Source organism: Streptomyces sp. NPDC048523, from assembly GCF_043199815.1.
GTDB lineage: Bacteria > Actinomycetota > Actinomycetes > Streptomycetales > Streptomycetaceae > Streptomyces.
In genome coordinates, this window is record NZ_JBICWQ010000017.1 from 59,242 (window position 1) to 71,545 (window position 12,304).

Here is a 12,304-nt window from a genome sequence, read left to right on the forward strand (position 1 = left end):
GGCTCATGCCCCGGCGCTGCCGGGGTCTTCACAAAGGCTGGCCTTGGAGGGGCCCGATGCGGTCGGAACCGGCATGGTGGAGGATGGGGCGCATGAGTGAGAACGTTTATTTCCAGGTCTCCGCGAACGGCGAGAACCTCGGCCGCATCGTCTTCCGGCTGTTCGACGAGGTCGTGCCGAAGACCGCCCGAAACTTCCGTGAGCTGGCCACCGGCCAGAACGGCTTCGGCTACAAGGGTTCCCCCTTCCACCGCGTCATCCCCGAGTTCATGTTGCAGGGCGGTGACTTCACCCGCGGCAACGGCACGGGCGGCAAGAGCATCTACGGTGAGAAGTTCGCCGACGAGAACTTCCAGCTCAAGCACGACCGGCCGTTCCTGCTGAGCATGGCCAACGCGGGCCCGAACTCCAACGGTTCGCAGTTCTTCGTGACCACCGTGAGTACCCCGTGGCTCGACGGCAAGCACGTCGTCTTCGGTGAGGTCGTTGAAGGTGAGGACGTCGTCAAGGTGATCGAGGCACTCGGCAGCCGCACCGGCGCCACAGCCAAGACGATCGTCGTAGAGGAAAGCGGTGTCGTCTCGCCCGCCTGACATCCGCTTGCCCTGGGTGCCCGGGGTGAGTGAGCAGCGGGCCGGCAGCGTCGACCTCACCGACGAGACAAGCCTGGCGGACGCCCTCCACCTGGCTGAGCCGGCCTACATAGCCACCTAAAACCAGCCCCTCCACAGCCCCAAGTCAACGGGAAGCCGTCGGCGCAGTCCTCCGGGGCCCTCGAGTTGTCCGCTCAAGCCCACACCAGAACAAGGGCAGAACGAGGGAGCGCCCCGGCCGGGCGAGCCGGCCGGGGCCATGCCGTGTCATACGGCAGTTTCATCTCGTGCCGCAGGGGCGGGTAGGCGGGTCAGTGGTGGTGGCCACCCCCGTGACCGCCGTGGTGGTCACCGCCGTGGCGGTGGTGGCCCCAGGAGGCGTCGTCGATGAAGCGGTCGTGGTCGTTGCGCAGGGTGGCGGTGTCGGAGTGGTTGTCCCACACCTCGTTGTGGCGGTCCATGTAGAGGTCGCTGTCACTGTCGTGGCCCCTGCCGGTGTGGACGCGGACCGTGGCACGGCCCTCGAGGCGGTAGTGGTCGAAGGTGTAGGTGTCGCCGTCCTCGTTCTTCAGTGTCCAGCCGTCGAGGTTGACGGTGCGGCGCGAGGTGTTGGTGAGCTCCACCCACTCCTTGTTCAGCGAGCGCCGCGAGCGGTCGTCCCAGCCGGGCGCGTCGTACTGGACCGCGCTGATCTCCACCTTCGTGCGGTCGGGCCGGGCGTGGTCGGTCGCCGACGCCGGCAGCGCCACCGCCCCCACGATCGCTGCGGCCGCCAACGCGGCGGCGGACAGACGACGGGCGGTCACCGTGGAAGAAGACACAAGGCCCCCATGCTGTACGAGCACCCCCGTGCCCTGCCGCCCTGACAGCGGGCCGGCGGGGACGGGCTGGTGCGGTGTGCGGGTGGCGGCCGGTCGGCCGCACATCCACACCATGGCCGTGCCGTGCAGGTTGTGAACGCATTACGAGCGGTCCGTTACCGTTCGCCCACATTGCCGCAACCCTCGCCTGTAACGTCCATCTATGCACCGTATGCGCGAAGTTGACGCCCCGCCAGACAGAGACCCCGTACGGGCCTTGGCTGCCCCGCCGCTATCGCCAGGACGCGCCACCCCAGCAGCTGCGAGGCCGTCACCCGAAAGTGCGTAACAACCCTCGACCTCTCTGCCGACGCCGCTCTTTACGAGCCGCTGGTCACGCGCAGCCAGCCTGCCGCGGTGTTGGTCGAAAAGACGATGAGCCGCCGATGACCCCGCCGACGTGACACCGCCCCACGGCCGCAACCGCACAAGGCCGTGTGCGGCTCGCCCCCTGCCACATCCACCCGCTGCCGGAGGAGACCGACGTGACCATCACGTCAGCGTGTCCGGCGACGGCACCACCCTCACCGTGACCGTCATCGGCTCCTACGACACGAAGTTCCTGTCGGTGGTCGGGGTCGGCTCGCTCGCGGCGACCAGCCAGGGCACAGCCCCCTGGACGGCGTCACCGCACCCGATGAAGGCAACTGATGCGCACGGGGAACGCCTCAAACCGCGGCTGCACCGCCGCCGTGTAGCCGGTGGCGTACACGGAGTTGTTGCCGCTGGTGACGTCCCTGCCGGTGCAGCGGCCTGCTGTCCAGGCCGACTTCTCGGTCCCCCGTCCGGCCGTCCGGCGGTGACGGCCACTCGCGGTCGTCCGGGTGCGGGATGCGACACCCTGCACACTGTTCCCGGTGGTGGCGGTCACCGGTCGCGGGCCACACGTGCAGGCCGGGCAGAACCGCCTGTCGGATTATCGCCCCGCCCGTGACCGCCCGGTCCACCTCCCCACTCCGCCCCATGAACCACCCCCGCCGTCGGCCGCTCACCTCAAAGCTCGCGAGATCCTCTGGCGGGCGGCCTGCGCGATCACGCCTTCCAGTAGTGCGGTGCAGTCGCCGCCGTCCAGCCAGGCCCGGAAGCGGCCGACGACCGCAGACCAGAGCGAACTCGCCCGGCGTCTCCCCCCGCTGACTACTGGTACGGAACCGCCGGATCACTCTCACGAACTGCTCCCACAACCGTCCGGGGTACGGGCCGTACTCGCCGAGCGGCAGAGAGCGGCGCGGTCAACTTCCGCTGCCTGTAGGCGAATTGCCTGCCTCGCGCGAACTCTTGACGCTGAACCGTTTCATTGCTTCTCTCGAAAGGCTGCTTCTGGGAGCGCTCCCACCCCACGCCGAAAGGGACCCCTGTGCAGACCACCCCCCACACCACCTCCTTACGCCACCACGCCCGAACCCTCGCTGCGCTCGTCACGGCCGTTCTCGTCGCCTGCCTGCTGTCCTGGACGGGGAGCTCCCCCGCCCGGGCCGCGCCGGGTGACGGCTCGGTCTCCGACCCCAACATCGTCTACGTCGGGCGCTGGGACACCAGCGCCGGCACCGCGGCGGTGCCCTCCTGGACCGGCGCCTACCTGCAGACGGCCTTCACCGGCACCACGGTGAAGGTCAAGGCGAGAGACGCGGTCAACCTGTACGCCGGCATCGACGGCGGCCCCGACGTCTTCCACGCGGGCGTGCGCGGCACGGTGAACCTCACTCCCCGACCGTTGTCCGCGGGCACCCACACCCTGCGCATTTCGTACCGCTCCGGCGACACCGTCTTCCAGGGCCTGGTGCTGGACCCCGGCGCGCGCACGGTTGCGCCGGACGCCCCGTCCCGGCTCGTCGAATTCGTCGGCGACTCCATCACCGCCGGCGCACTCACGGACCGGCTCGCACTGGACTCGTACGCCTGGAAGACCGGCGAGCAACTGGGAGCGCGGCACACCCAGATCGCCCGGTCCGGCTACTGCCTCGTCGCCCAGTCCGGATGCACGGGCCTGAGCACGCAGTTCTTCAAAACGGCGAGCACGGGCGGCCAGAACTGGGACTTCTCCCGCTACCGGGCGGACGCCGTCGTCATCAACCTGGGCACCAACGACATCGGCCACGGTGTGACCGGCGCCGCCTTCCGGTCGGCGTACACCACGTTCCTCGCCGACCTGCGGGCCACCTACCCGAACGCGCAGCTCTTCGCCGTGCAGACGCTCAAGAAGCGCTACGTCACCGAGACCAGGGCGGCCGTCACGGCCCGCACCGACGCCGGTGACAGCAGGGTGCACTACGTCGACACCACCGGCTGGCTGACCGACGGCACCGACTACGAGGACGGCAACGGGCACCCCAACGAGGCGGGCCACACCAAGTTCGCGAACCGCCTCGCCCCCGTCATCGCCGCCCGACTCGGCGCCCCCGCGTCCACCCTGGCGGCCGCTCCCGGCCAACCCGGCGACCCGAACATCAAGTTCGTGGGCCGCTGGGACACCAGGAACTCCACCGCCTACACCCCGTACTGGGCCGGCGCCTACTACCGGGTCGGCTTCACCGGCCGGACCGTCCAGCTCAAGCAGCGCGGGACGATCGACTTCTGGGCGAGGATCGACAACGGCCCCGTGAAGTTCTACGACGACGTCAAGGGGACGGTGAACCTGACGCCCTCCCCGCTGTCCGCCGGCAACCACACCCTCCAGGTCAACTACCAGGTGGTCGCTGGTTCCTACCGGGGTGACGCAGTCTTCCAGGGGCTGGTCCTCGACGGCGGCGCCACGACGTTCGCCCCGCCGGCAACCGGCAAGCTGATCGAGTTCGTCGGCGACTCGATCACGGTGGGGACGACGTCGTCGCAGAACGCCCGCACCGCGTACGGCTGGTTGATCGGGGAGCGGCTCGGCACCGAGCACACCCAGATCGCCCAGGGCGGCGCCTGCCTGGTCGCCGCGGCGGACGGATGCGTCGGCCTGGAGCGGCAGTTCACCAAGCTCAACCCGAACGCGGCCACGCCCGACTGGGACTTCTCCCGCTTCCAGGCGAACGCGGTCGTCATCAACCTCGGCACCAACGACGTGGGCCACGCAGTCAGTTCCGCGCAGTTCCAGACGGCGTACACCAGCCTGCTGCGCAAGGTCCGCGCCGCGTACCCACAGGCGTGGATCTTCGCATTGGAGACCTTCCGCGGCCGGTACGTCCCGCAGACCGAGGCGGCCGTCAGGGCGGCCGTCGACGGCGGCGACTCCCGGGTCTCGTTCGTCGACACCACCGGCTGGCTGGGTTCGGGCGACCTGACGGACTCGGTCCACCCCAACGACCAGGGGCACCGCGTCATCGCAGACCGGTTGGCACCGGTCATCGCGGCGCGGATCGGTATGTGAGGAGCCTGGACCGGCTCCGCTCCGCACCGGCACCTGGGTGCGGCGGTCGGGGACATCGCGAGCGGGATGCACTGGCCGTCGCCGAGGACGTAGCGCTCACGGAAGGAGTCGAGCACTGCCCGCGACCAGTCCAGCCGGTTGCGCGAACGCAGGTTGTTCAGCTGGAGCGCATGCGGCTGGTCTGGTCCCACACACCCGCCCCGTTCAATGCGGCCAGGCGCTCCCGAGCAACCACTGCGTGTCCCTATGCGCTCAGCGCCGGGTGAGCCCCCTGGGCACCGGCCTTCGCCGGACCAGGGGGCCGTGGGTCACCGTGCGGCGTAGCCGAAGTCCGTTCCGACGGCGGGAAGGCCGCCGGTGCCGGGCTGGTACGTGGTCACCGCGGCGACGGCGCCGCCGGCGGTCACGTTGGACAGCGGCAGGGCGTACAGGGTGCCGTACGTGGACGGCCCGTAGGGCAGACCGACGTACAGGCGGCTGCCGGTGTAGTGGAGGCTGCTGCCGAGCTTCTGGTTCGCGCCCGGGGCGGTGGGAATGCCGTCCCCGTCGCCCGCCTCCAGCCAGCGGTCGTTGGCGCCGGGAGCGCCCAGCAGCGAGAAGGTCTCCACGGCGCCCGCGCTCGCGGTGGTGGCGATGGCCTCGTCCGGGATGCCGACGGCGAGCTTCATCGTCGCCGTGGTGCTCACCGCGCGCGGCGTCGTGTTGATCGCGGCGAGAGTCTGGCCGAAGTGGTCGCCGGCCTCCGCGGTGCCGGAGACGTCGTCGTCGCCGGTGCCGGAGTCGTAGCCCTGGAGCTGGGTGTAGGTGCCGGCCGCGGTGATCCGGAAGGTCAGCACCAGGCCGGCCTCCGCCTTGTCCACGCCGTCGACGTCGAGACCCTCGCCGGGGGCGCCGACCGCGAGGATCGACTCCGTGGCGGGTGCGGCACTCGAGGAGCGGTACGGGACCAGGGCCAGGGACTGGCCGAAGAGATCACCGGCCTCGGCGCCACCGGAGACCGTGTCGAGGTCCTGGTCCAGGCCGAACCTCGGGGTGGGGCGGTTCTCGGAGTTCAGGGTGTGGGAGAAGACGGCCAGGTTTCCGGCGTTCGCGTCCGAGCCGATGGCATCACCGGGTGCGCCGATCGCGATGTAGTTGGCGTCGGCGGCGACGCTCGTACCGAAGCCGTCGTTCGCCTCCGCCGCGCCGGAGACCCCAGTGGCCTCCTGGTTGATCGCGATGTTGGTGGTGCCGTGCAGGTAGATCGCGCTGCCTGCCTTGGCGATGGAGCCGAGGGCCTCGCCGGGCACGCCCATCAGGACGAACGGTTCTCCGGACGCGGTGGTGCCGGCGGCCAGGGCATGGCCCAGGCGGTCGCCGGTCTCACTGACGGAGCCCGCCAACGAGCCGGTGCCCGCGCCCTGTTCGAGGTGGGTGTCCTTGGCGGCGCCGGTGCCGAGGCCGCCGGTCGCGCCGTGCAGGATGTCGACCATGCCGGCGTCGGCCACGGTGCCGATGTCCTCGGCCGGGGTGCCCACGACCAGGTCGGTGCAACCGTCCTCGTCGTAGTCGACGGTGGCGATGGCCTGGCCGAATCCGTCACCGGACTCGGCGGAGCCGGAGACCCAGTCGAGGTCCTGGTTGATCTCGGCGGTGCCCTTGCCGCCGCCGTAGACGATCCGCACCAGGCCGGCCTTGGCGACGCCGCCGACGGTGGCCTGGGGGTCGGATATCGCGATGTCCTCGACGCCGTCGCAGTTGAAGTCGGTGGCGCGGACGGCGCCGGTGGTGGAGCTCACCCAGGAAGCGAGGTCGTCCACGCGGGCGGCGATCCCGCCGGTGCTGGTCACGGTCGGGGCGATGCCGTAGCAGCCGCCCTGGTACGACTGGCTGGCGAGCGCGGCCAGTTGGGCGGTGCCGCCGCTGACGCGGACGACGGGTCCGCCGGTGTCACCCATGCAGGCGGCCACGGCGTCCTTGCCCGTGACGGTGACGGTGGTGGCGGCGGACGAGTTCACCGAGAAGGCACCGGTGTGGAGCTTCAGCGGTGCCCATTCGCTCGCGGTGCGGCCGTAGCCGGCGAGGGTGAGGGTCTCGCCGGCGGTGGGCGCGGCGGTGGCCAGGGCCAGCGGGGCGACGTTCGTGACCGGGCGGTTCAGGCGGGCCAGGACGACGTCGCGGTCGGTGCGCGGGACCAGTTGGACGATCTGGCGGGCGGCACCGGCGGTACCGGTCAGGTCGGAGCGGCCGATGACCGCGGTGGTCCTGGTGGCCGGCTTGCCGGAGGGCACGCTCAGGCTGGTGGCCGGGTCGGCAGCGAAGCAACTGGCCGCGGTCAACAGCCACTCGGCGTCCACGAGGACCCCGGAGCAGCCGCGGTCGTGGTCGCCCACGGTGATCTGGGCGGTGTACGCGTAGGTGGTGTCGGCGGCGGCGACCTCGGGGCCGGTCACGGCGGCGGCGGGCACGCCGGCCAGCACCACGGCTCCCGCGCACAGGGCCGCGGCCGGCGCGAGGCGGCGAACGGGGCTGTTCCGTCGAATCACTTGGTGCTCCTGATCTCCAGGAGCGTGAACTCACGGCCCTGTTCGTCCGTGCCCTCGCCCACCGGGGTCCAGGCGTTCTTGGTGATGTCGTACGACTGCTCCTCGGTGCCGACCGTCATGTCGACCTCGGTCGCGTAGTCGTTGCCGCGGATCAGGTAGACCGACGGCAACTCCAGGGTCAGCCGGCCCGAGTTGCCCTTGACGTCGAAACACACCTTGCTCTTGTCGCGCGCCTGGACCTCCAACTGGCCGGTGCCGCTCACGCAGTCGGCGAGTGTGATGTGGCCGTCGCCGCGCTTGAGCAGGATGTTCTTCTCGGCCAGGATCTTGTCCGCCTGCGGGTAGCCGAAGTCCTCGACCGCGTAACCGGGAGCGGCGTCCGCGGCGATCGTGGCAGTACCGGCCTCGGCATGGGATCGCCCGGGCAGCCCGGCCGCCAGGCCGGTCCACGCCAGGGCGCCGACCGTTGCCGCGCCCACGGCGCGGGCCAGGAATCTTCCGCGCCGTGTCTGCGCCGCAAAGGGGCGCGGCTTGACCGCAAATGAGGTGCGTGACTTCATCACTTTCCTCAACTCGTTGCTTATTAAGAGAAGTCCGTAACGTGGTTCAAGGCAGGCGTGAAGAAATCGCTTTTCCCCCGCACAAAGAGCTCCCCCCGGCTCGGGCGTCGCTTTGCCTCCCACATGCCACCTCGCTTCTCCCGGGTTGTCCACTCCGCCAACGGCCATAAAACGGACGACAGTTGACGGTGCTTTGTGACCCTTGCCACACTCCCGGAAGGGTTGTACCGACTCCCATAAAGAAACGATAACGAAGCCGGGACACCTTTCACGCAAGATGGATTCAATTCACGACGCCAAACTGATTGCGCGGTACACCTGCGTTGGTATGGTCACGTCATTGCGCAGGCAACGCATACGCCTCACCGGTGCCACACATGACTGCCCGGCCATGCGGGGGAAGCCTGCTGTGTCAGTGATCGCCGATCTGCTTCGCCGGCAGAAACCACGAGGACAACTTTCTATGCAGACGATTTTCTGGAGTCGTAGACGGCTCCTCGCCTCGCTCGCCGCCGTCACGGCCGTCGCCGCCGCACCCCTGGCGTGGACCCCCGTGGCCCGCGCCGCCGAGACTGCGACGCCCGATCCGCTCACCCTGCCGAACACCGACCGGGCCAAGGTGGTCAAGGCCTGGATGACCGGTGGCAGGGCCACCAAGGCGGCAGCGGCCGACGCGCTGTTCGGCACCGATGCCGACATTCAGCGTTCCTCACCCAAACACTGCCGACGGTGACGACGGAGGACAACCGCGTCGCGATCGCCAGCTGCCTCGCCCGCTCCGGAAAGGGCCTGCGCCGTGAAGCCGTCGCCGCTCTCGACAACGGCGACAGCGCCATCGCGGCCTTCCTCGAGGACGGTTACGAGTCGGCGCTCCTGGAAGACCTCCGGGTGGCGACCGCCATCCTGTCGGCCACCGGCGGAAAGGCGGTCCAGCGCGATGCGTCCGCCGCCCTGGGCACCGGCACGCGCCCGGCACTGGAAGCCTTCCTGACGGAGGGTCAGTACACCGCCCGCCTGGAGGACTCGAGACTCCAGGTCTCCGCCATGCTGGTCAACGCCGGGCCAGAGGTGCAGAAGTACGCCAACCGCGCCCTGAACGGCTCCGCCACGGACATCCAGTGGTTCCTCGACACCGGCCAGCACATCGCCCGTGCGCGCGACCAGGAATCGGCGACCATCGAGGAACTCGTCGCGGTCGTCGACCGGGAGGGCAAGCGCGCGCAGGCCGAGACCGACCTGGCCGTCGAGGCGTCCGAGCGGGCCCAGGCCGCCGCGGCCGAGGCTAAGAAGGCGGCGGAGAAGGCCGCGGCCGAGGCCGAGGCCGCCGATGAGGACGTGCAGAAGTCCGCGGCCGCGGCCCGCAAGGCGGCCAGTGCGGCCTCGGGCGCCGCGAACGCCGCCCGGATCGCCATCAACGCCTCCAACGCGGCCGTGAACGCCTCCCGTCGCGCCTCCTGGGCGGCCACCGCCGCCTCCCAGGCCGCGTCCGCCGCCGGCGGCGCCGCGTCCCGGGCCTACAACGCGGCTATCGCGGCCTCCAAGGACGCGAGCAAGACCCAGGCCGCCAAGAATGCGGCGGTCGCCGCCCGCAACTCCGCCGCGAAGGCGCGTTCCGCGGCCAAGGCCGCCGACTACGCGCGGGCCGCCTGCGCGCAGTCCGTCAGCGCCAGTTCCTCCGCCGCCTCCGCGGCTCGCAACTCCGCGGCCGCGGCTGCCGCCTCCGCTCAGGCAGCGGCCGCGTCCGGCGCCGCCCAGTCCCAGGCCGCCGAGGCCAAGCGCCAGGCCGCCATCGCCTCCGCGGCCGCCAACCGCGCCACGAACGCCGCCTCCACCGCGCAGGCCCTGGCCAACACGGCCGCGAAGGCGGCGAGCACCGCACGGGACGCAGCCAACTCCGCCGCCGCCCACGCCGAGAAGGCGGCCGACGCCGTCGACGAGGCCGTGGCGAACGCGGGCAAGGCCGTCGACTTCGCGAACAAGTCCACCGCCCACGCCGGCGAGGCAGTCAAGGCCGCCGACACCGCCACCCAGGCCGTCGCGGACGCCATCGCCGTCGCCAAGGCGGCGCGGGAGGCGGAACTCGCACGCCTGGAGCAGGAACGGCTTCAGGGTCTGGACGAGGCCCGGCTGCTGGCCGAGATCGAGGCACAGCCGCAGGCCGAGTACGCGAACAAGCGGGCCCAGGAAACACAGACCGGTCAAGCGATCAGGGACCTGATCAGCGCGGCCGAGAAGGCCCTCTTCACGGACGGTGACCTGTCCCTCGCCGCGACCCTGGGCCGCAAGGCCGCCACCGGGCTGCTGGAGGCCAAGGGAGCGTGGACACGGGAGGCCGCCCAGTTCGCGCTGTCCGGCAGTGACGACGACGTCTTCTCCTGGATCGACCTCGACCGGGCCGTCGCGCAGAACCAGGACGACCGGGAGACCGTCCTGTACATCGCCCAGGTGTCCAACCCCGCCATCGCCAAGGCGGCACTGGCCGCGCTGGAGAGCGGCAGCGCCACGGCGATCGGGGACTTCCTGACCTCCGGGGTGATCCGGGCCTCGCAGGACGACAACCGGGTGCAGATCGGCCGCATCCTCGACCAGAAGCCCGGCAAGGCCGTCACCAAGGCGGCCAACGAAGCGCTGGACAAGAACACCCCGGAGGCGTTGCAGGACTTCTTCGACCGCGCCTACCCCGCCGCCGTACGGGAGGACGACGCGGTCGAGACCGCCACCGCGGTGGCGAACGGCGGTGACTACACCAAGGCATACGGGGACGTCGCCCTGGAGGGGCCGACGTGGATGCGTCGGAACTTCGTCCAGGTCGTGCAGTACGCCGCGGCCCAGCTCGACCACGACGCCGCCACCCACGTCGCAGCGATCCAGGGGGCCATCGCCGCCGCGGCCAAGACCGCCTACACGGCGCAGCAGACCGCCGCCCTGGCGTCGCAGGTGGCGGCGACCGCCCGCAACGCCGCCGCGGAGGCCCAGGAATGGGCGGACAAGGCCATCGCCGCGGGCACGAAGGCCGGCCAGTACTCCGACCAGGCCCGGCAGAACGCCGACGCGGCGGACAAGTCGGCCGCCGACGCACAGTCCTCCGCGAACAAGGCCTCGGCCGCCGCCACGACGGCGCGGACCGCCTCCCGCTCGGCCAACTACTCCGCGAACAAGGCGATCGACGCGGCCCGTTCGGCCCTGGCCTCCGCCTACAGCGCCCAGCAGTCCGCGGCCAACGCCCGCCAGTCCGAGCTCGAAGCGGGCCGGGACGCGGCCACGGCCGCCGCCGCGGCGAACCAGGCGCGCGCCATCGTCATCCAGAAGCGCCAGGCGGAGGCCCGCGAGGCCGCCCGCGAGGCGGCGGAGAAGGCGCAGCAGGACCGAAACAACGGCCACAACCCGGCCGACAGCGACACCAACGACGACGTCAACCAGAACGGCAGCGGCGGCGACAACGACGCGTGGTACTCCGACGCCGGCTGGTGGGCCGATGCCTTCAGCTACGTCAGCCTCGGCGCGGGACTCATCTCCGCCGGCCTGGGGGTCGCCAGCCTCGTCTTCCCCCCGTTCGCCGTGGTCGGTGTGCCGGCCGCAGCGATCTTCGGCGGCATAGCGATGGGCGCCGGCGCGTTGAGCACCCTGTTCACCGGCATCGAACACGGCTTCAGCAGCAGCGAGTTCATGTGGGCCGCGGCCGGCACCGCGCTGAGCCTGGTCACCTACGGCCAGTCCAAGTGGATCACTCCGGTCGCCAAGAGGGTGGCTCCCGTGGTGAAGGAGGTCGCCGAGGAAGGAAAGGAGCTCGTCTCCTCGATCACCAGCGGCCTCTCTTCGATGTTCTGACCGATGCCCGTAAGTCGTCGTGGGCTGTCCGGGGCCCGTACGGCAGTTGCCAACTTCGTTTGAAGTTGCAACTTCTGACGGGCCGTCGGGCGGCATTCACCGATCCCTCACAATCTCCAGCACAACCCTCGCGAGGTGTGGCACAGATCACGAAACATCAGCGAAGAATGTCGCTTTATGCCTGCTTCTAGGCACTCGACCTGGGTGTCACTTCATGTTGATATGGCGACGCGGATGACGATTACCGAGACGGGGGGCCTCTCGCTTCGAGAGGTACGGGGACTGCTTTCCATAGGAGTTGGGTGCATACCCGGCGGAGCGATGTCGATATCGCATTCCTGCGCACCCCAATTTCACGCCCGGTGATGAACATCCGGCTGTCGCCGACGAACTTGGGGGATGCAATGAGGAAAGACAACAGAACGTCCGCGCAACCGCGACGCAGGCGCATTGCGCTGCGCGCACTGGGCGCGGCCGCGGTCGGCGCCCTGGCATGGATCACGGCGGCCACGAGCATCCCTGGCGGGGCGTCGCAGGAGGCGAACCCTGCCGCGCTGGTCGCGGGGGAGTCCCCCGGTTACGC

General features: G+C 70.4%; 7 protein-coding genes. 4 read left to right on the forward strand and 3 right to left on the reverse strand.

The annotated features are described in order from the left end of the window. Positions 1-92: 92 nt before the first annotated feature. On the forward strand, positions 93-593 hold the full coding sequence (locus tag ACGFWE_RS42320; RefSeq protein WP_352391925.1) for a peptidylprolyl isomerase: 501 nt from the start codon (positions 93-95) through the stop codon (positions 591-593). A 311-nt stretch (positions 594-904) separates the two neighbouring features. On the opposite strand, the gene ACGFWE_RS42325 is transcribed toward ACGFWE_RS42320, so the two are convergent. Beyond that, a complete protein-coding gene (locus tag ACGFWE_RS42325; protein WP_393605864.1) occupies positions 905-1,399 on the reverse strand; it encodes a lamin tail domain-containing protein in 495 nt (164 codons plus the stop codon). Positions 1,400-2,810: 1,411 nt separating this feature from the next. Between ACGFWE_RS42325 and ACGFWE_RS42330 the strand changes: the two genes are divergently transcribed. Further along, on the forward strand, positions 2,811-4,808 hold the full coding sequence (locus tag ACGFWE_RS42330; protein WP_393605866.1) for a GDSL-type esterase/lipase family protein: 1,998 nt from the start codon (positions 2,811-2,813) through the stop codon (positions 4,806-4,808). Between the two features lie 308 nt (positions 4,809-5,116). Here ACGFWE_RS42330 and ACGFWE_RS42335 read toward each other — a convergent pair whose 3' ends face one another. Together ACGFWE_RS42335 and ACGFWE_RS42340 are read right to left on the reverse strand one after the other, a co-directional pair. Next, positions 5,117-7,333, reverse strand: coding sequence for a trypsin-like serine protease (locus tag ACGFWE_RS42335; protein WP_393605868.1), 2,217 nt, complete (start codon positions 7,331-7,333; stop codon positions 5,117-5,119). Beyond that, positions 7,330-7,893: a hypothetical protein gene (locus ACGFWE_RS42340; protein WP_352391480.1), complete on the reverse strand. Its 564-nt coding sequence runs from the start codon at positions 7,891-7,893 to the stop codon at positions 7,330-7,332. Before ACGFWE_RS42340 ends, ACGFWE_RS42335 begins: the two co-directional genes overlap by 4 nt. Before the next feature lie 463 nt (positions 7,894-8,356). Here ACGFWE_RS42340 and ACGFWE_RS42345 point away from each other — a divergent pair, with 463 nt between their 5' ends. Together ACGFWE_RS42345 and ACGFWE_RS42350 are read left to right on the forward strand one after the other, a co-directional pair. After that, positions 8,357-8,626: a hypothetical protein gene (locus ACGFWE_RS42345; RefSeq protein ID WP_393605870.1), complete on the forward strand. Its 270-nt coding sequence runs from the start codon at positions 8,357-8,359 to the stop codon at positions 8,624-8,626. Further along, positions 8,623-11,721 carry an ALF repeat-containing protein gene (locus ACGFWE_RS42350; protein ID WP_393605872.1) on the forward strand — a complete coding sequence of 1,033 codons (3,099 nt, stop codon included), beginning with the start codon at positions 8,623-8,625 and terminating at the stop codon, positions 11,719-11,721. The genes ACGFWE_RS42345 and ACGFWE_RS42350 overlap by 4 nt, the downstream gene beginning before the upstream one ends. Positions 11,722-12,304 lie beyond the last annotated feature (583 nt).

Bases quoted from the DNA above. Each gene is read 5' to 3' on its own strand.
- ACGFWE_RS42340 (WP_352391480.1), bottom strand. From the start codon at position 7,893: ATGAAGTCACGCACCTCATTTGCGGTCAAGCCGCGCCCCTTTGCGGCG.
- ACGFWE_RS42320 (WP_352391925.1), top strand. From the start codon at position 93: ATGAGTGAGAACGTTTATTTCCAGGTCTCCGCGAACGGCGAGAACCTC.
- ACGFWE_RS42345 (WP_393605870.1), top strand. From the start codon at position 8,357: ATGCAGACGATTTTCTGGAGTCGTAGACGGCTCCTCGCCTCGCTCGCC.